Genomic DNA, 18,132 nt, shown 5'->3' with positions numbered 1-18,132 from the left:
CCGTTCGATTCGCAGTGTTCGATTTACAAGGCGATATCGACGTCACCGACGGGAACGGACACGCAGATCTGCACGTCCTCCTCGTCGGCGGTCGACACCGCGCCGGTGGTCAGGTTGCGCACCGCGCCGCGGTGTTTGCGGCGGGTGCAGGTGTGGCAGATGCCCATCCGGCATCCGCTGGTGGGGTTCAGTCCAGCATCCTCGGCTTGGTCAAGAAGCGGGCGTCCGTCGTCCGTCGCGTCGATAGCGCTGTCCCGGAAGGTGATGCGCCCGCCCGAGGGGGCATCGGGGACGACGAACGGTAGCGGGACGAAGCTCTCCGAGGAAATTTCTCCGCAGCATTCGCGCACCGCCTCGACCAGTGCCGGCGGCCCGCAGACATACACCGCGTCGGCGTCGACCATCGCGGTCTGCAGGTGCTCGGGGCTGAAGCGGCCGGTGAGTTCGCCGCCGGGTGAGCGGGTGTAGCCGTGCAGGACCCGGACTCCCATCGCCGCGAGTTCTTCTCGATAGCACGCTTCGGCTGGGGTGCGGGCGTAGTGGACGAAGGCGATCTCGCCGTCGAAGTTCTCGGCACGCAGGGTGCGCAGCATCGACATCAGCGGGGTGATCCCGCTGCCACCGGAGATGAACAGAATGCGCCGGGGCCGCACGTCGGGCAGGACGAAGTCGCCGCCCCGTTCCGAGAGCCCGACCACCATGCCGACGCGGGCATGGCGGAACAGGTGGTTGGAGACCACCCCGCCGTCGTGGCGCCCGATCGTCAGCTCGACGAGCGAGGCCCCTTCGGCACTGGCCGGTGAATAGCAGCGGGTGTGGCGGCGGCCGTCGATCTCCACGGTGAGGTTCAGATGCTGGCCAGCGCGGTGGCCGACCACGGCCGCGTTCGGGGCGAGAAGCAGGGTGACGCTGCGCGGGGTCATCCGGCGCACATCGACCACCTTGGCCCGTGCGTCGGTGGTCCAGGTCGGGTCCACCAGTTCCGTGTAGCGGTCGACGCCGTGCGGACCGGTGAGCAGATCGACCAGCGGTGAGCGGAGCACCTTCTTGGTCAAAGTTTGAGTGAACATATGTATACCGTTGCTGTTGAAACTGCACGTCGTCAAGGAATTCGGCCAGAGTGTGGTAGCGTTCACAACAGTGAACAGTCGTACGCCGAGCTCACGCCGCGAACGGTCAGGGAGGTCCCGTTCGCGGGATACGCCGTCGCGCGAGGAGCGCAAAGAGGTCACCCGCCGGGCGATCATCGCCGCCGCCCTCAAGCTGCTCGACGAGCGCAGTTTCAGCGGGTTGAGCCTGCGGGAAGTCACCCGCGAAGCCGGGATAGTGCCCGCGGCCTTCTACCGGCATTTCGAGTCCATGGAGGCCCTGGGTCTCGTCCTCATCGACGAGTCGTTCCGCACACTGCGGGAGATGCTGCGCAGCGCGCGCGCCGGCAAGATAGACCCCAACCGGGTGATCGAGTCGACGGTGGAGATCCTGGTCGCCGGGGTGGCCGAACAGCGCGAGCACTGGCGGTTCATCGGGCGGGAGCGCTCCAGCGGCGTGACGGTGCTGCGGTACGCGATCCGCACCGAGATCCGGTTGATCACCTCGGAGCTGGCCACTGATCTCGCCCGCTTTCCGGGGCTGAAGACCTGGAGCACCGAAGACCTCAACATCTTGGCCAGCCTGTTCGTGAACTCGATGATCATCATCGCCGAAGCCATCGAGGACGCCCCCGACTCGGCCGCGCTCGACGAGATCAAACGCACCGCGGTCAAACAGCTGCGGATGATCGCCATCGGTGTCGACGCCTGGCAACCCGAGGCGCCGGGCGAGACGGCCGAGGCCGTCGACGCACCCGGGCCCTGAGCTAGCCCGCGGGCTCGCCTTCTGTGACAGCAGAAGTACCTGACACCAGCACCACCTGCCCATACTCCGCTCGACCCTGAACTGCGACGACTGTCACAAACCACCCCGCCCTGATTTGGCGCGGCGGGTTCCTGGGTATGCCGAACAATCCGCATCGCCGATCCACCGGGAGTTCCATGACCAACGCCGCCACACGTGAGGTATGGCCGGGTAAGGCCTACCCCCTGGGTGCCACCTACGACGGCTACGGCACCAACTTCGCGGTCTTCTCCGAGGTGGCTGAACGGGTCGAGCTTTGCCTGTTCGACGACAACGGCGCCCAGACCCGGATCGTGCTGCCGGAGGTGGACGGCTTCGTCTGGCACGGCTACCTGCCCGGCATCGAGCCCGGACAGCGCTACGGGTACCGGGTGTACGGGCCCTACGAACCCGCCGAGGGATATCTCTGTAATCCGAACAAGCTGCTGCTGGACCCGTACGCGAAGGCCATCGACGGCCACTTCGACTGGAACCAGTCGCTGTTCGGCTACACCTTCGGCGAACCGCACAGCCGCAACGATGACGACTCGGCGGCCAGCATGCCCAAATCCGTTGTCATCAACCCGTACTTCGACTGGGGAGTCGATCGTCCGCCGCAGCGTGAATACGCCGACAGCGTCATCTACGAGGCACACGTCAAGGGCTTGACCGAAACCCATCCCGACATTCCGGACGCCATTCGCGGAACCTACTCAGCCATCGCGCACCCGGCCATCATCGAGCACCTGAAATCGTTGGGCGCCACCGCAATCGAGCTGATGCCGGTCCATCACTTCGCCAACGACTCCACCCTGATCGACAAGGGCCTGTCGAACTACTGGGGCTACAACACCATTGGGTTCTTCGCCCCCGACAGCAAGTATTCGGCCAGCTCTACGCCCGGTGGGCAGGTGCAGGAGTTCAAGGCGATGGTGCGGGCGCTGCATGAGGCCGGTATCGAGGTCATCCTCGACGTCGTCTACAACCACACCGCCGAAGGCAACCACATGGGGCCGACGCTCTCATTCCGCGGTATCGACAACCCCGCCTATTACCGGCTCGTCGATGACGACAAGCGCTACTACATGGACTACACCGGCACCGGCAACAGCCTCAATGTCGGACACCCGCATTCGCTACAACTGATCATGGATTCGCTGCGGTACTGGGTGCTCGAAATGCATGTGGATGGCTTCCGGTTCGATCTGGCCGCCACGCTGGCCCGGGAGTTCTACGACGTCGACCGGCTGAGCGCCTTTTTCGAACTGGTGCAACAAGATCCGACGGTTAGCCAGGTCAAGCTCATCGCTGAGCCATGGGACGTCGGCCCGGGCGGTTATCAGGTCGGCAACTTCCCGCCGCAATGGACGGAGTGGAACGGCAAGTTTCGCGACACCGTTCGCGACTTCTGGCGCGGGGAGGATGCCAGCCTCGGCGAGTTCGCCTATCGGCTGACCGGTTCACCCGATCTCTACGAGCACACCGCGCGGCGGCCGGTCGCCTCGATCAACTTCGTCACCGCGCACGACGGCTTCACGTTACGGGACCTGGTGTCCTACAACGAGAAACACAACGAAGCCAACGGCGAGGACAACAACGACGGGGAGAGCAACAACAGCTCGTGGAACTGCGGCGCCGAGGGGCCCACCGACGACCCCGAGATCAACGCGCTACGGGATCGCCAGCAGCGCAACCTGATTGCCACCACGATTCTGTCGCAGGGCGTTCCGATGATCTGCCACGGTGACGAACTGGGCCGCACCCAGGGCGGCAACAACAACGGCTACTGCCAGGACAACGAGATCACCTGGATCGACTGGGCGAATGCCGACTCCGAGTTACTGGAGTTCGTCGCGTCAGTGTCAGCTTTGCGCGCGGCACATCCGGTGTTCCGCCGGCGGCGGTACTTCAACGGCCGGCCGGTGCGGCACCGCGGAAGCGAAGGCCTGCCGGATATTTCCTGGTTCCGCCCGGATGGGTCGGAGATGAACGACGAGGATTGGGATTCCGGCTTCGGCAAGTCGGTGGCGGTCTACCTCAACGGCCATGGCATTCCCGATCTGGACGCGCGTGGTCAGCGGGTCACCGACGACTCATTCGTGTTGTGCTTCAACGCCCACCACGAGCCCATCGAGTTCACCTTGCCGCCGGCTGAGTTTGGTCAGGCTTGGCAACCTGTCGTCGATACCGCGACCGGACCCGGGGAAACCGACGATGCGGCAGTGGTGAAGGCGGCCGGGCCAGTGCGGCTCGAATCCCGTGCGATGTTGGTGCTGCGCGCGTCGGAGTGAGGCGGCCGCGCCTTCCCCATGCACCTTGTTTGCGGGCACCCAGCAAAAGTTCAGGAAAGAACCCGCCCTATCGCGGTGCCCGCCACATAGGCCACAGCGACGGCCCGCCCGCGGGCAGCACGATCTCCCCGGTCACCTCGAAGCCGAACCGCTCGTAGTACGGCACGTTGTCGGGATTGCTGGACTCCAGGTACGCGGGCGCGTATTCGGCGTCGCACCGATCGAGCCGGGACTGCATGAGCGCGTGGGCGAAGCCCCGGCCTCGCACTTGCGGGTCGCTGCCGATGATCGACAGGTACCAGTGCGGTTCTTCGGGGTGCTGGGCCTTCATCAGATCGGTGAGCGCGCGGCCGGCCGCCAGCCGGCCCCGAAATGCCCGCACCACACCCGGCAGCATCGCGAGCTGCTCGCGCGGTGATTGCAACCAGCCGCCGGGCGGATCCCACAGCGCGACGGCGGCCACCCCGTCGTCGGACAGGGAGACCTCGCTTCCACGGCCGGCCAGAAAGTGGTGCCGGGTCAGGGCACCGAACAGGCCCGGCAGCGCCGCCTTGCGACGCTCGGCATCAGGTTGCACCCACGCCATCACCGGGTCGTCTTGAAACGCCCGTCCCAGTATCCGCGCCAACGCGGGGATATCGCTTTTGCGGGCGAGACGGACGTCGACGGGCACCACTGCAGGTTAGCCACCCAAAATAAGTTCGGCTTGCCGCTGCGACCACTCCCACAATCGGGCCGCCTGTTCCGGGTCCACCGCCCACGCCTGGTAGCCGCCCTCGGCACCCTCGGCGAACGGCGCGGCAATGCGGCAGTCCTCCAGATAGCGGCCGCCGAGACCGTCGAGCTCGGGGCTGGTGGCGGCCCACACCGTGGTGGCCGCACCATGCGCGACGTCAGTCACCGCGAGGTTGGCCAGCGTGCCACCCGCACTGAAGTCGTCGCGGGTCATATGCCGGGCCAGGTCGGTGTAGACCACCCCCGGGTGCACGGCGAACGAGTGCACACCGCGCGGCCCCCAGCGTCGCTCAGCTTCGACGGTGAACAACACGTTGGCGGTCTTGCTCTGCCCATAGGCCAGCCACTTGTCGTAGCTACTCTCGTCATCGAAATTGGGGTCCTCCCAGCGGATGCCACTGAGCTGATGCCCGCGGCTGCTGAGGTTGACGATGCGGGTGCCGTCCCCGAAGGTCTCGGCCAGTCCAGTGGTCAGCGCGAAGTGGCCGAGGTGGTTGGTGCCGAGCTGCGTCTCGTAGCCCTGTGCGGTACGGCCCAGCGGCGTTGCCATCACCCCGGCGTTGTTGATGAGGACGTCGATGCGGTGGTGGCGCGCGGCGATGGCGTCGGCGGCGGCGCGCGCCGAGCGTAGGTCGCCGAGTTCGAGCGCGACGGTCTCGCAGTCGAGGGCCGCGCGGGTCTTGTCCACATCGCGCACCGCAGCGACGATCGTCGCCCCGGCCGACTGCAGCGCACGGGCGGTCTCCAGTCCCAGCCCGGTCGACGCACCGGTGATCACCACGGTGCGCCCGGCCAGATCGATGCCGTCGAGAACGTCGGCGGTGGTCGAGTTGCTCATGCAGGATCTCCCGTCTGGCTGGCGACCGATCGCCATACCGGCGGCCGGTTCTCCCGCCATGCGGCCGGCCCCTCCGCTGCGTCCGGGCCGCCCATCAGTTTCAGGTGCACCGTAGTCTCCTGCGCCGCCACCGCGTCCGCATCCGTCTCACTCCACAACAGCCGCTTGCTGTAGGCGACCGAGGCAGGGTTGGCGTTGACGGCGACACCGCGGCCTGCTCAGACATGTCGGCACCGGCGCAGAACGCCCGGCCGGCTCCGGTGACGACGACGGCGCGGACGGCGTCGTCGGCGTCGCAGCGGCGATACGCCTCGCCGAGCTGACGGGCGGTCTCACCGCCGAACGCGTTGAGCCGTTCCGGGCCGTCCAGAGTGATCAGGGCGACGCCGCACGAGTCGACGTCGACGCGCACAGTGGTGGGGTTGCTCACGGGTAAGAGCATCGCACTCATTGATTGATGCAGTTGCATGAAGCTACCATCGCGCCATGTGGGACTTTGAGACCGACCCGGAATATCAGGAGAAACTCGACTGGGTCGAGGAGTTCATGCGTGAACAACTCGAGCCGCTGGACTTCGCGCCGCTGGACCCCTACGAGAAGACCAACCCCGAGGTGCTGCGGGTACTGCGCCCGCTGCAACAGCAGGTCCGCGATCAGGGGCTGTGGGCCGCGCACCTCGGCCCGGAGTTGGGCGGGCAGGGCTACGGCCAGGTCAAGTTGGCGCTGCTGAACGAGATCGTCGGTCGTTCTCGTTGGGCGCCTTCGGTTTTCGGATCCCAGGCGCCAGATTCCGGCAATGCCGAAATCCTCGCCATGTTCGGCACCGAGGAGCAGAAGGAGCGCTACCTCCAGCCGCTGCTCGACGGTGAGATCTCGTCGTGTTATTCGATGACCGAGCCGCACGGCGGTTCCGATCCCGGCCTGTTCACCACCCATGCCGAACGCGACGGCGACGAGTGGGTGATCAACGGCGAGAAGTGGTTTTCCTCCAACGCGCGTAACGCCTCGTTCTTCATCGTGATGGTGGTGACGAACCCGGAAGCCCGCGCGCACCAGAAGATGTCGCTGTTCATCGTGCCGGCCGAAACGCCGGGTATCGAGATCATCCGCAACGTCGGCGTCGGCGGCGAAGCCGAAGATCGGGCCGGACACGGCTACATCCGTTACAACGACGTCCGGGTGCCGGCCGATCATGTGCTCGGCGGGGAGGGGCAGGCGTTCGCGATCGCGCAGACCCGGCTCGGCGGCGGTCGCGTGCACCACGCGATGCGCACGATTGCGTTAGCCCGCAAGGCTTTCGACATGATGTGCGAGCGGGCGGTATCGCGCCAGACCCGGCAAGGCCCGCTGGGCAACTATCAGATGACTCAGGAAAAGATCGCCGACAGCTGGATCCAGATCGAGCAGTTCCGGCTGCTGGTGTTGCGCACCGCGTGGAAGATCGACAAGTACCACGACTACCAGCAGGTGCGCCGCGATATCGCCGCCGTCAAGGTGGCCATGCCGCAGATCCTGCACGATGTGGTGCAGCGAGCCATGCATTTGCATGGCGCACTGGGGGTTTCCGATGAGATGCCGTTCGTGAAGATGCTGGTGGGTGCGGAGTCGCTGGCCATCGCCGACGGCCCCACCGAGGTGCACAAGCTGACGGTGGCCCGTCGCACGCTCAAGGAGTACGCGCCGGTCGACACGCTGTTTCCCTCCCAGCACATCCCGACCCGCCGCGCGGCCGCCCAGGCCCGGTTGGCCGAACTCCTCGAGCACGAGGTCGCCGAACTCTAATGGCAGCTGGCACCTCGGCCAACCTGGTAGCCACCGCCGAACGGTTATTCGCTGAACGAGGAGTCGACGCGGTGAGCCTGCGGGAGATCGCCCGCGAGGCCGGAGCCCGCAATGTGATGGCGGTGCAATATCACTTCACCGACCGTGCCGGGGTGCTGGCCGCGATCGCCGATAAGCATCTGCCGATGGTCGACGCCCGCCGCGACGCGCTGCTGGACGCGATCGAAGGCGCGGCGGCGCCGTCGATCCGCTCGATGGCCTCGGCGCTGGTGACACCGCTGGCCACCAAGCTCGCCGACACTGACGGCGGCCCGGCTTTTCTCCGCATCCACGCCGATCTCCTGAACCGGCCGGTGCCCACCTTCGATTTCACCGGCCACTCGGCCAGCCTGCGGCGCTGGCGCCGATTGCTCGAGCCGATGTTCGATCCCGTGGCCGCCACCCTGCACCCGCGGTTGGGGGCGCTGGTCTACGCCGCAGTCGAGTTGGGCCGCCGGGCGACCACCGCGCCGCACGCCGACGACCGGTTGTTCACCAGCCACCTCGTCGACACCGTCGCCGCGATGCTCGCCGCGCAGCCGTCAGAGGAGACCCGGTCGTTGGCGCGGGAGCGCCACGCCCGCAGGTCTCAGGTGCGCAGGATCGCCAAACCCTCCTGAACCAGCGTCGCGGTGAGCACCCGCTGCGCGTCGTACAGATTCAGGGTGACCAGCCCGCGGCCGCGGGCGGCAGCCGGCGAGCGCGACTCCAGCAGATTCCACGCCGTGGCCTGGATCGGCCGGTGAAACCAGATCGACGAATCGGTGGTGGCGGTGCGATGGCTGCGGTCGGTCATCGTGTGGCCGTGCACCTGCAACACCGGGTCAATACCGTAGATGTCGGTGATGTAGACCGCCGCACACTGCGATAGCCACGGTTGGCCGTCCAGCGGTGCCGTGACCCGCCACCACAATCGGCGGACGAATTCGCCTGTGCTGCGGTCATCCTCGTAGCGAATGTCGATTTCGTCGAGCGGCAGCGAGGGGGCCGGCCCGATCGGACCGGTGGCGGGCAGCTGCCCGGGATCGGTTGGCGCCGTGGCCTGTACGGCGTGTTCGGGTCCGTCGGCGGCGGCCGAGAACGCGATCGTCGCGGTAGTCAGTAGCCTGCCCTCCTGGCGAGCCAGCACCCGTCGCGACGCCGCAGTGCGCCCGTCATAGACGCGTTCGACGGCGTAATCCACCGGCGCGCCCGCATCGCCGCCCCGCAGGAACTGCACGTGCAGACTCGTCGGCGTCTTCTCGGCATCCACGGTGTGGCAGGCCGCGGCCATGGCCTGTGCGGCGAGATGGCCACCGTAGGAGCGTTTCTCGGCCGGCCCACTCTCGGTGCCGACGAACGTGTCGGTGCCGGAGGCGGTGACGTCCAGCAGCCCCGCCAGCACGCTCATGCCGGCTCGGTTCCCGTTGCGACGGTGCCGGATTGGACCAGCGCCGTGATCTCGTCGGCGGTGTACCCGACCTCGGCCAGCACCGCCTCGGTGTCATCGCCAAGCGCGGGCGCAGGCTGCGCCGCGACGTGCGCGCCGTCCACCGACATCGGCAGTCCGGGCGCCAGATAGCTGCCGATCCTGGGTTGCGTCAACACGGTGAACAACGGATTGGCGGTCACCCGGGGGTCTTCGGCGACTTCGGCGAAATCCAGGTAGCGCTCCCACAGCACAGAGGTTTCCGACAGTGCCGCGCTCACCTGCTCGGCGGTGTGCCTGGCGAACCACGGCGCGAACAGACCACTCAGCACGCCGCGGTGCTCGTAGCGCTGGCCCTCGTCGTCGAAGTTGGCGCCCAGCGCTTCGGCAACGGCGGCAACGGCTTTGGTGGTGCCGGTCAGCGCGGCAAGGTCGCGGAAGTGCCGGTTGGTCAGCGCCACGAGCATGAAGGTGGCGCCGTCGCTGCTGGTGTAGTCCTGGCCGTACTGGCCGTAGATGGCGTTACCCAGGCGTGGCCGCTGGGTGCCCTTGACCATCGGTTCGGTGAGGAACCCGAGGTTCGCGGCGGTGGCCAGTGCGACATCGTCGAGAGGTAGCCGGATGCGACTGCCTTCCCCGGTGGCGTCGCGGCGGCGCAGCGCCACCAGGATTGCCAGGGCCGCGTACAGTCCGCAGCTGACATCCCAGGCCGGTAGCACATGGTTGACCGGACCACCCTGCGTCGGCGATCCGGTGACTAAAGGAAATCCGGTGGCCGCGTTGACCGTGTAGTCGACGCCGGTGGAGCCGTCGCCGCGGCCGACCACTTCCAGGTGGATCAAGTCGAGGCGGTGCTCACTGAGCTCTTCATATGAATGCCATTGCCGCCCAGCAACATTGGTGATCAAGATGCCGGCATCGGCGATCAGCCGAGCAACGAGGTGCTGGCCCTCCCCGGAGCGCATATCGGCGGCCACCGAACGCTTGCTCTTGTTGAGCCCGGCCCAGTAGATGCTGTCGCCCGCCTCGGTCAGCGGCCAGCGCTTGTAGTCGGCCGCACCGCCGACCGGATCGACCCTGATGACCTCGGCGCCCAGCTGCGCCAGCGTCATCCCGGCCAGCGGCACAGCCACAAAGCTCGAGATCTCAACGATGCGGACACCTGCCAGCGGCAGCTCATCAGAAGCACTCACCCGACGAGTATGGCGGGTGACCTGGCTACCACACCCCGACGGGCACACCCAGGCAGAACAGGAACAGACCCAGCAGGATCCAGCCCGCGCCCTGCCAGATCGGCCACGTTCCGCGCACCCGCCAGACGCGGTAAGTCTGAATGAACGCCCCGATCCCGCCGAGGAACAGAGTCACCGGCACCAAGATGCCGGCGATCAGCGAATGCCAGATCACGGTCACCGCGAATGCCGCGCCGGCCACCACGACCACGGAGACGACGTAGATCACCGCCGCGCGCAAGGCCGCCGGATCGTGCCAGCTCTTCTCGACATCGTTGCGGTTCATCACGCCCAGCGTAGGGCGCTGAGCACATTCATCGAGCGCTCCCGTTCGGCAATCAGCTGAACTATGCGGCGTGAGCGCTCAACCAACGCTCGGGCGCGGGGTTTGCCGCCTCGGTCACCGGGTAGCCCGGCCTGCATGACGAACCCTACGGACGGCAAGAGCGAAGAGGACGTCCAGGACGATCCGCACGTCGCCTCATCGCGCGCCGGCAAGCACGGCGAAGACGACGAAAGCGGCAGTTACGTCGGCGCCTCGGGCTCGGATGACGCGATCGACGTCGGCGAGACCGGCGCCGAGGCCCGCAGCGAGCGCGGAGGTCAGTGAGAGAATCGGCGGATGCGTCTGCTGCTGATAGCCGACACTCACATCCCCAAGCGCGCCCGCGACCTGCCCGAACCCGTATGGCACGAAGTCGAGCGCGCCGATGTCGTCATCCACGCCGGCGACTGGGTCGACGAGAGTCTGCTCGACAAGCTCTCGGTCCGAGCCAAGCGCCTGGTCGCCTGCTGGGGCAACAACGACGGCCCGGAATTGCGGTCCCGACTGCCCGAGTGCGCCGACGTGACACTGGACGGCCTGCGCTTCACCGTTGTCCACGAAACCGGCGCGGCGTCTGGCCGCGAAGCCAGGATGGCGCAGCGCTATCCCGACACCGACGTGTTGGTGTTCGGCCACAGTCACATCCCGTGGGACACCACCGCGCGGACCGGGCTGCGGCTGCTCAACCCGGGCTCGCCGACCGACCGGCGCCGTCAGCCGTTCTGCACGTACATGACCGCCGTGACTCGGCCCGGCGTCCTGACCGACGTGCGACAACATCAGATCGAGAAGACTTAGCTCTGAAACAGAGCTAATCTGACGGGGTGGATATCCGGACCGATCTCGTCGTCGAGCTGTTCGGCACCGTCGGCCGATTCCGTCGCACCATCCGCAGAACCGCGGGCGCGTCGTTCGTCACGGCCGGGCTGACCGAGTCACAGGCCGAACTGTTGCGGCTGGTCGCCCGACAGCCGGGCATCTCGGTGAGCGCGGCCGCCGCCGAACTCGGGCTGGCCGCCAATACCGCCTCCACGTTGGTGTCCAAGCTGTCGGGCGACGGACTGCTGGTACGTACGCCGGACCCCGGTGATCGCCGGGTGGGGCGCCTCGAGCTCACCGCTCCGGCCCAGAGGATCGCCGACGAATCCCGGGCCGCGCGCCGCGCGGCACTGGCCGAGGCGCTCGATGAACTCGACGACCGCGAGGCCGAGGCGCTGGCCGAAGGGATCCGGGTGCTCGCCGACATCACCACCAAGCTGAGGGAGAAGCGGCCATGACCACGCCGGCGATCGACTGCCAGAACCTCACCCACCGCTACGGCGACTTCACCGCCGTGGACGATCTGACGCTGCAGGTACACACCGGCGAAACCCTTGGGCTGCTGGGCCCGAACGGCGCAGGCAAGACCACCGTAGTGCGGCTGCTGACGACGCTGGCGCCCATCCAGCATGGGCAGGTGCGTATCTTCGGGCTCGACGCCCGGCACGACACCATGGACATCCGGTACAACCTCGGCTATGTGCCCCAACAACTTTCGATCGAGCAAGCGCTGACCGGCCGGCAGAACGTCGAGTGGTTTGCCCGGCTTTACGACGTGCCGCGCTCGGTGCGCAAGCAGCGGGTTGCCGAGGCGCTGGAGGCGATGCAACTGCTTGACGTCGCCGACAAGTTGGCGGGCACCTATTCCGGCGGCATGGTGCGCCGCCTGGAGCTGGCCCAGGCGCTGGTCAACCAGCCGTCGCTGCTGATTCTCGATGAGCCGACGGTAGGCCTGGATCCCATTGCCCGCGAAAGTGTTTGGTCGCAAGTCGAGAGTATGCAGCAGGAGTTCGGCATGACCGTGCTGCTCACCACGCACTACATGGAGGAAGCCGACGTGCTGTGCGACCGGGTCGCGCTGATGCACCACGGCCGGCTGCGGGCGGTCGGCACCCCGGCCGAGCTCAAGACCAAGGTCGGTCCCGAGGCGAGCCTGGAAGACGTCTTCCGGCATTACGCCGGTTCCGGGCTCGACGAAACCGCCGACCACGCGGGCCTGCGCGGCGTGCGGGCCGGCCGGAAGGCGGCGCGTAATGCCGGTTGAGTCCGCCACCACACCCCGCTTGATCCGCGCGCCGCGCGGCTGGCGGCGAGTGCCCAGCCTGGCCGGCCGGATGGAAACATTCGCGTGGGTCGAGATCCAGAAGCTGCGCCACGACCGCACCGAGCTGTTCACCCGCATGGTGCAACCGGCGTTGTGGCTGTTGATCTTCGGCACGACGTTCAACCGGCTACACGTCATCGACACCGGGTCGGTACCCTATCTGGCGTTCCTGGCCCCGGGCATCATCGCCCAGTCGGCGCTGTTCATCTCGATCTTCTACGGCATCCAGATCGTCTGGGACCGCGACGCCGGCATCCTGGCCAAGCTCATGGTGACCCCGGCTCCGGCGTCGGCGTTGGTGACGGGCAAGGCGTTTGCCGCAGGTGTGCGTTCGGTAGCGCAGGTGGTCGGCGTTCTCGTGCTGGCCTACATCATGGGCATCCACATGACGTACAACCCGTTACGGATCCTCGCCGCGATGGGTGTGGTGATGCTCGGGTCAGCGTTCTTCGCGTGCCTGTCGATGGCGCTGGCTGGGCTGGTGCGTAACCGGGACCGGTTGATGGGGATCGGGCAGGCGATCACGATGCCACTGTTTTTCGCCTCCAACGCGCTGTACCCGGTATCGGTGATGCCGGAGTGGCTGCGTTGGCTGTCCCGGGTGAATCCGCTGAGCTACGAGGTGGATTCGCTGCGGCTGCTGCTGGTGGGCATCCCGTCGGCACATCCGTGGCTGGACCTGGGTGTGCTGGCGGGATCCGCGGTGCTCGGCGTCGCCGCCGCGTCAGCGCTATTGCGCCGGCTCGTGCGCTAACCCGTCGTCGCCGAACGTCTTTCCAGAGTCACGTTCGGCGCCGCGCGTGACTCGGGCGTCACACTCGCGGCGGATCGAAGCGGAATACGGCGAGTCTGCCTGCCAGCGCTTCGAATTCGTCGGGCGTGCCCTGCTGCACCAGACCCGACCGTTTGGCGAACGCAACCCCGACGGGCACCGATCCGGGGAACGCACGCAACACCGGCCTGGCTTCTTCGGCACCGAGTTCGACGATCGTGACGGGCCGAGAACGCCTGCCACGGCTCAACGTTCCCGCGCCGGCAGCCCGCGCGTTGCGGGCCCAGTCGGCGCCCGGGTATCCCGCGACGGTATACAGCCCGCCGTCGTATTCAAAGGGCGTCATCGGGGTGTGGCGCGGCGTGCCGGATTTGCGGCCGGGCACGGTCAGCACGTAGGCGGGTCCGGTGGGTAGCCCCAGCTTCTGGACCGCCATCATCAGGCGGTTCATCGGCTTGAGCCAGCGGGGCGGGCGTGGATCGGTCATCACTTCTCCTCGGTGAACAGTGCGGTGTGCTCGGCCACCCAGCGGGCGAACGTGGTGGCGGGACGGTCGAGGATCTTCTCGACGTCGTGGGTGACCAAGGCAGGCGACGCCAATGTGGCCGACTGCATCGCGACATAAGCGTCGGCGAATGCCGAGGGAAATCCGTTGCCGATGAAGCGTTCCCGCACCAGTTCGGCCGGGACCTCCTGGTAACGCAGCGGACGATTCAGGGCCTCCCCGATGATCGCGGCGAGCTCGGTGTTGGTCAGCGATTGCGGTCCGGTCATCGGAACTCGCTGCGCCACAAGGTCGTCGGTTAGCAGGGCGTGCGCCGCGACGGCGGCGATGTCCGCTTCGGCGATCGGCGCTGTCGATGCCTCGGCGTACGGCCCGGCAACGACATCGCCAGCGCGTATCTGCGCCCCCCACATCCCGGGGAAATTCGATGCGAACACCGACGGCCGCAGGCTCACCCACGGCACGCCCGATGCGACGGCAAGCTGCTCGCACTCCCGGTTGCGGTCACCGCGGTAGCGCGACGGCTGACGGCTGTCGTCATCGTCAGCGTTGATTGCCGACAATGCCACCACCTTCGCGACGCCGTGACGCGCCAGCGCCGACGCGACCTGTGCCAGCTCGGGTCCCAAGGCGCGGGAATTCAGGAACACCGCCGAGGCACCGACCAACGCCGCGGTGGGGTCGGGCACTTGCTCGACGCCGGGCGGTAGGCCGGCCTGACCTGGGCGCCGGGTCACCGCGCGAACATGGGCGCCGGCCTTCACCAGCTGTTCGACGAGCGGCCGGCCCACATTGCCGGTCGCTCCGGTTATCACAACGGTCATCTCCGGGGTCATCTCGAGTCCCTTTCTGTCGGCTACGAGCAAGGACGGGATAGCGCCCTACAACGTGACAGCGGTAACTTTTTGCCATGCCGATTCGTCGTTTATGACATGAGCGATCCGATCGCCGGCCTGCTGGCTGCCCACCGCCCGTATCTGATCAACCTCGCCTACCAGATGGTCGGCGATATCGGCGACGCGGAAGACATTGTGCAGGAAGCCTTTCTGCGGCTTTCTCTCACCGATGTCACGGAGATCGACGACGCGCGGGGCTGGCTGACGGTCGTCAGCAGCCGACTGTGCCTCGATCACGTCCGCTCAGCCCGGCACCGACGGGTGAGCACCGCCGAACCCGACCTGATGGACCGTGCGGAGCCGCTGAATCACAGCGCGATGCCCGATCCCGGCGAGCGGGTCACCCTCGATGACGAGGTGCACGATGCACTGTTCGAGGTATTGGGCAGACTCACCGCCCCCGAACGGGTCGCGTTCGTGCTGCACGACGTGTTTCGGGTGCCGTTCGACGACATCGCCGACACCGTCGGCCGACCGACCGCGACATGCCGTCAGCTCGCGCGCCGCGCACGCATCAAGATCCAGGCAGCCACACCGGTCACCGCCGTCGTCGACGACGCCGAACATCATTTGGTCACCGAGCGATTCATCGCGGCCTGCGCCAGCGGCGATCTGGCGGCGTTGACCGAAGTGCTGGCTCCCGACGTGTGGGGAGTCGGCACGATCCTGGCCGAACCCGCACCGCCGCCGCAGGTGAACCACGGGCGAGTGGCCGTGGGCACCAACCTGTTGCGCTACCTCACCGGCGCCACACTCGTCAGCGGTCCGGTTGGGCGACCCGTCGCACTCGCCTTCAGCCATCGGCGCCTGTTCGCCGTCGTCGTGCTTACCATCCGCGACGGTCTGGTCGCCAACATCGAGGCCACCGCCGACCCCTCGGCGCGCTGATCTCTCGCCGCGAGCGTGACACCACAGTCACGTTCGGCGTCGGGCGTGACCCTGGTGTCACGTTCGGGTTTATGGGCCAGCACGCTAGACCGACTGCGAGACCGTGGTGGCTTCGCAGCTGCGGTGGCGATGGTGCTCGATGTCGTTGGCAAATGCGCCGAGAGCGCTGCGGACCATGCGGGCCGTCCCATCCGGATGTCGACACGATCCTCGGCCGTCGACCATACGCACGACCCGGCGTATCTCCTTCACCAGAAAATCGTTGACCCGGCTGTAGGCAAGCTCGCTGAGCAGCTGCTCCAGCCGAGGCAGGCCATTGCGGCACGGTCCGCATTGGCGGGCGCTCTGCTCGGCGAGATAGGTGGCGATCTCCGCCGTGCGCGCGAGCCCGCACTCCCCCACGCCGAGAGCGTGAATGACCCCGGCACCCGGACTCGCACCCAGTGCCTTCAAACCGGCCCGCGATAATCCGCTGTCCTCGAAGGCTTTCGCGGGAATCCAGCTGCCGTGATAACCACCGACGAGAACCGCGCGCACAGTGCGAAGGTCGGTGCCGCCGTTGCGTTCGATCACGCTCCTGAGGAGGACACCGGTCGGAACCTCCGTCACGCCGGTGTTGTTCAGCGCACCGGATAACGTGATCAGCATGCTGCCGGGGTCGGCCTGATCGCCCACCGACCGGAACCAGCGCGACCCGAACCGGGCTATCAGCGCGATATGAGCCAGTGTTTCAACGTTGTTCACCAGGGTCGGCCGGCCGCGAACCCCCGCGATCGCGGTCATGACGGTGCGGTCGCGCGGCAGCGCGGGGCCGCCTTCGATCCGCCGGATAGCCGCGGACTCCTCCCCCGCGACGAACCTGTCGGGAGCCTCGACCACGGCGACCCTGTACCGATCGAGTCCGGCGGCGCGGCGCTCGTCGAGCGCGCGTGTCACCGCCGGCACGGCGGCCGAGTGCACGTACAGGTAGACCTCGTCCGCCTCGACTGCTGCCGCGGCGGCGTCCAGACCGTCAAGGACCAGATGCGGCGCCTGGGTCAGCAGGATTGCATCCTTGCGGCTCAACGGCTCGCCTTCGGCGCCGTTACCCACCACCACCGGCTTGGGTCCGGTGACCGCGGCGATCTTGCGCGCGGTCGGGAAGCCCGCGCCGCCGCGCCCCGACAGGTCGGCCTCCTTGAGTAACGGGATCAAGTCCCGGCCAACGGCATCGGGCAGCGGGCCGAACTGCAGATGGTGTTCGGCCAGACCGGGTCCCGGCGCGGCGAGCAGACGGGGAAGTTGCGGCGCCGTGGTCATGAGCGTCCGGCCTGCGCGTCGGCATACTCGGTGTAGTTGGCTCGAAGCCGCCACACCAGGACGACCGCCACGATCAGCGCGCAACACCCGGCGAAGGCCAGGAACCACACGCGATCGGTGTCGGTTCCGTTCCCCAGCGCATGGCCCAGGGCGATCGGCCATAGCGCGTACGTCGCCCAGTGCACCGCGCGGAAGATCCGAAGCCCGATGCGCTGACGCAGCAGGCTGGTGGCGATCACCACCAAGAGCACGTCAAAGGCAAGCGTGCCCAGGCCTTGCCACAGCGGTCGGTACGCGCCGATGAACGGCACCACGAAGTCGACGATTCTCAGCTGGGCGTACGGGTCGAAAAACAGCAGCCCCACGTGCAACATCACCAACAGGGTTCCGGCCAGCGCGGCGAACCGGTGGACATCGGCGACAGCGAACCTCGGCAGCACGAACAATGGGCGGCCCGACCGGGTGGCGATCCCCAACGCCAGCGAGACAGTCAGGAAGCCGAGCGCCGTGATGCCCGTACCCCGGCCCAGGGCCCAGAGCGCCTCGCTGGTCATGAGCCGCGGGCGCGAGTGACGTGTGGGACGTAGGCGGGAGAACTGCTTCCCACGGACGGCGTGTGGCTGGTCCGGATCGGGAAGGCGGGCTGGGACGCGGGTGCCTGTGTCTGCTGCGCGGGGGCCTGCTGCACGGCGGTCTTAGGCGTGTACTGCGGCTCAGGCGTGGTCCGAGGCGTGTAGGTCTCAACCGGCGCCTGGCTGACGGGCGCCCGGTTTTCCGTCGGTGCCGGCTCAGCCGCCGCCGGCGGCGGAGGTGGCGGAGGTGGCGGCGCGTCCGTCGGCGAGACCACCTCAGGCACTGCAGGGCCGTCCACCGCAGGGCTGGCACCCGGATCGACTGCCACGGATTCGACGGCGGGGACTTCCACCGGGGCCGGCCTAACGGTGTCGGCGTACGCGAGGGCGGACGCGCCAGCCACACCGGCAACTCCGATGCTCGACAGCGCCCACGAAGCCACGGCGGCCCGGCGGAATCCCGAACGAGGTGAGTTCATGCCGAGATATTGGCAACCAGTTCTTACAGCCTTCAAAGAACCAAATGTGGGCGTGC

At 67.4% G+C, this 18,132-nt stretch carries 22 protein-coding genes; 10 read left to right on the top strand and 12 right to left on the bottom strand.

Features of this window, described 5'->3' with window-relative positions; translation table 11 throughout:
• Window positions 1-23 precede the first annotated feature (23 nt).
• A complete protein-coding gene (locus tag G6N13_RS08560; RefSeq protein ID WP_163696196.1) occupies window positions 24-1,070 on the bottom strand; it encodes a ferredoxin reductase in 1,047 nt (348 codons plus the stop codon).
• Between the two features lie 70 nt (window positions 1,071-1,140).
• Between G6N13_RS08560 and G6N13_RS08555 the strand changes: the two genes are divergently transcribed.
• On the top strand, window positions 1,141-1,854 hold the full coding sequence (locus tag G6N13_RS08555; RefSeq protein WP_163701889.1) for a TetR family transcriptional regulator: 714 nt from the start codon (window positions 1,141-1,143) through the stop codon (window positions 1,852-1,854).
• A gap of 176 nt (window positions 1,855-2,030) precedes the next feature.
• A complete protein-coding gene (gene glgX / locus G6N13_RS08550) occupies window positions 2,031-4,163 on the top strand; it encodes a glycogen debranching protein GlgX (protein ID WP_163696193.1) in 2,133 nt (710 codons plus the stop codon).
• A gap of 67 nt (window positions 4,164-4,230) precedes the next feature.
• Here the strand turns inward: glgX and G6N13_RS08545 are convergent, their stop codons facing one another.
• The 3 genes from G6N13_RS08545 to G6N13_RS08535 form a co-directional block, all read right to left on the bottom strand.
• Window positions 4,231-4,836 carry a GNAT family N-acetyltransferase gene (locus G6N13_RS08545; RefSeq protein WP_163696191.1) on the bottom strand — a complete coding sequence of 202 codons (606 nt, stop codon included), beginning with the start codon at window positions 4,834-4,836 and terminating at the stop codon, window positions 4,231-4,233.
• Between the two features lie 9 nt (window positions 4,837-4,845).
• Window positions 4,846-5,736 carry an SDR family NAD(P)-dependent oxidoreductase gene (locus G6N13_RS08540; protein WP_163696189.1) on the bottom strand — a complete coding sequence of 297 codons (891 nt, stop codon included), beginning with the start codon at window positions 5,734-5,736 and terminating at the stop codon, window positions 4,846-4,848.
• Window positions 5,737-5,836: 100 nt separating this feature from the next.
• On the bottom strand, window positions 5,837-6,166 hold the full coding sequence (locus G6N13_RS08535; RefSeq protein ID WP_407663883.1) for an enoyl-CoA hydratase-related protein: 330 nt from the start codon (window positions 6,164-6,166) through the stop codon (window positions 5,837-5,839).
• Between the two features lie 56 nt (window positions 6,167-6,222).
• On the opposite strand from G6N13_RS08535, the gene G6N13_RS08530 reads away from it, so the two are divergent.
• Window positions 6,223-7,518 (top strand): acyl-CoA dehydrogenase family protein, encoded by a 1,296-nt coding sequence (locus G6N13_RS08530; protein WP_163696187.1) that lies wholly within the window; start codon window positions 6,223-6,225, stop codon window positions 7,516-7,518.
• A complete protein-coding gene (locus tag G6N13_RS08525) occupies window positions 7,518-8,177 on the top strand; it encodes a helix-turn-helix domain-containing protein (protein WP_163696185.1) in 660 nt (219 codons plus the stop codon). The genes G6N13_RS08530 and G6N13_RS08525 overlap by 1 nt, the downstream gene beginning before the upstream one ends.
• Here G6N13_RS08525 and G6N13_RS08520 read toward each other — a convergent pair.
• The 3 genes from G6N13_RS08520 to G6N13_RS08510 all read right to left on the bottom strand — a co-directional run bounded on the left by G6N13_RS08520 (window position 8,147) and on the right by G6N13_RS08510 (window position 10,483).
• A complete protein-coding gene (locus tag G6N13_RS08520) occupies window positions 8,147-8,947 on the bottom strand; it encodes an acyl-CoA thioesterase (RefSeq protein WP_163696183.1) in 801 nt (266 codons plus the stop codon). The two genes, G6N13_RS08525 and G6N13_RS08520, sit on opposite strands and share 31 nt — an antisense overlap.
• A complete protein-coding gene (locus G6N13_RS08515; protein ID WP_407663914.1) occupies window positions 8,944-10,077 on the bottom strand; it encodes a CoA transferase in 1,134 nt (377 codons plus the stop codon). Before G6N13_RS08515 ends, G6N13_RS08520 begins: the two co-directional genes overlap by 4 nt.
• A gap of 106 nt (window positions 10,078-10,183) precedes the next feature.
• Window positions 10,184-10,483 carry a hypothetical protein gene (locus tag G6N13_RS08510; RefSeq protein ID WP_163696178.1) on the bottom strand — a complete coding sequence of 100 codons (300 nt, stop codon included), beginning with the start codon at window positions 10,481-10,483 and terminating at the stop codon, window positions 10,184-10,186.
• A gap of 135 nt (window positions 10,484-10,618) precedes the next feature.
• On the opposite strand from G6N13_RS08510, the gene G6N13_RS08505 reads away from it, so the two are divergent.
• Genes G6N13_RS08505 through G6N13_RS08485 form a run of 5 tightly spaced genes read left to right on the top strand, consistent with a single transcriptional unit; the run spans window position 10,619 to window position 13,419 of the window.
• Window positions 10,619-10,807, top strand: coding sequence for a hypothetical protein (locus G6N13_RS08505; protein ID WP_163696176.1), 189 nt, complete (start codon window positions 10,619-10,621; stop codon window positions 10,805-10,807).
• A 12-nt stretch (window positions 10,808-10,819) separates the two neighbouring features.
• A complete protein-coding gene (locus tag G6N13_RS08500; RefSeq protein WP_163696174.1) occupies window positions 10,820-11,320 on the top strand; it encodes a metallophosphoesterase family protein in 501 nt (166 codons plus the stop codon).
• 26 nt (window positions 11,321-11,346) lie between these two features.
• Window positions 11,347-11,799: a MarR family winged helix-turn-helix transcriptional regulator gene (locus G6N13_RS08495; protein WP_163696173.1), complete on the top strand. Its 453-nt coding sequence runs from the start codon at window positions 11,347-11,349 to the stop codon at window positions 11,797-11,799.
• Window positions 11,796-12,605: an ATP-binding cassette domain-containing protein gene (locus G6N13_RS08490; RefSeq protein WP_163696171.1), complete on the top strand. Its 810-nt coding sequence runs from the start codon at window positions 11,796-11,798 to the stop codon at window positions 12,603-12,605. The genes G6N13_RS08495 and G6N13_RS08490 overlap by 4 nt, the downstream gene beginning before the upstream one ends.
• A complete protein-coding gene (locus G6N13_RS08485; protein ID WP_163696169.1) occupies window positions 12,595-13,419 on the top strand; it encodes an ABC transporter permease in 825 nt (274 codons plus the stop codon). The genes G6N13_RS08490 and G6N13_RS08485 overlap by 11 nt, the downstream gene beginning before the upstream one ends.
• Window positions 13,420-13,477: 58 nt before the next feature.
• Here the strand turns inward: G6N13_RS08485 and G6N13_RS08480 are convergent, their stop codons facing one another.
• Together G6N13_RS08480 and G6N13_RS08475 are read right to left on the bottom strand one after the other, a co-directional pair.
• Window positions 13,478-13,924, bottom strand: a complete 447-nt coding sequence (locus G6N13_RS08480; protein ID WP_163696167.1) for a nitroreductase family deazaflavin-dependent oxidoreductase — start codon at window positions 13,922-13,924, stop codon at window positions 13,478-13,480.
• Entirely contained in the window at window positions 13,924-14,766 is an 843-nt protein-coding gene (locus tag G6N13_RS08475) for an NAD(P)H-binding protein (protein WP_163701887.1), read from the bottom strand. The genes G6N13_RS08480 and G6N13_RS08475 overlap by 1 nt, the downstream gene beginning before the upstream one ends.
• Before the next feature lie 108 nt (window positions 14,767-14,874).
• Between G6N13_RS08475 and sigI the strand changes: the two genes are divergently transcribed.
• Window positions 14,875-15,726, top strand: coding sequence for an RNA polymerase sigma factor SigI (gene sigI / locus G6N13_RS08470; protein WP_163696166.1), 852 nt, complete (start codon window positions 14,875-14,877; stop codon window positions 15,724-15,726).
• An 84-nt stretch (window positions 15,727-15,810) separates the two neighbouring features.
• On the opposite strand, the gene G6N13_RS08465 is transcribed toward sigI, so the two are convergent.
• The 3 genes from G6N13_RS08465 to G6N13_RS08455 are packed head-to-tail and all read right to left on the bottom strand — an operon-like array spanning window position 15,811 to window position 18,076.
• Window positions 15,811-17,025, bottom strand: a complete 1,215-nt coding sequence (locus G6N13_RS08465) for an NADH-ubiquinone oxidoreductase-F iron-sulfur binding region domain-containing protein (RefSeq protein ID WP_163696164.1) — start codon at window positions 17,023-17,025, stop codon at window positions 15,811-15,813.
• Window positions 17,022-17,579 (bottom strand): ferric reductase-like transmembrane domain-containing protein, encoded by a 558-nt coding sequence (locus G6N13_RS08460; RefSeq protein WP_163696162.1) that lies wholly within the window; start codon window positions 17,577-17,579, stop codon window positions 17,022-17,024. The genes G6N13_RS08465 and G6N13_RS08460 overlap by 4 nt, the downstream gene beginning before the upstream one ends.
• The gene (locus G6N13_RS08455) at window positions 17,576-18,076 is read right to left on the bottom strand and encodes a hypothetical protein (RefSeq protein WP_163696160.1); all 501 of its coding nucleotides are present in this window, start codon (window positions 18,074-18,076) and stop codon (window positions 17,576-17,578) included. Before G6N13_RS08455 ends, G6N13_RS08460 begins: the two co-directional genes overlap by 4 nt.
• Window positions 18,077-18,132 lie beyond the last annotated feature (56 nt).

The sequence above is a fragment of the Mycolicibacterium sarraceniae genome (assembly GCF_010731875.1).
Taxonomy (GTDB): Bacteria; Actinomycetota; Actinomycetes; order Mycobacteriales; family Mycobacteriaceae; genus Mycobacterium; species Mycobacterium sarraceniae.
This window is presented reverse-complemented; position numbering and strand designations above follow the sequence as displayed.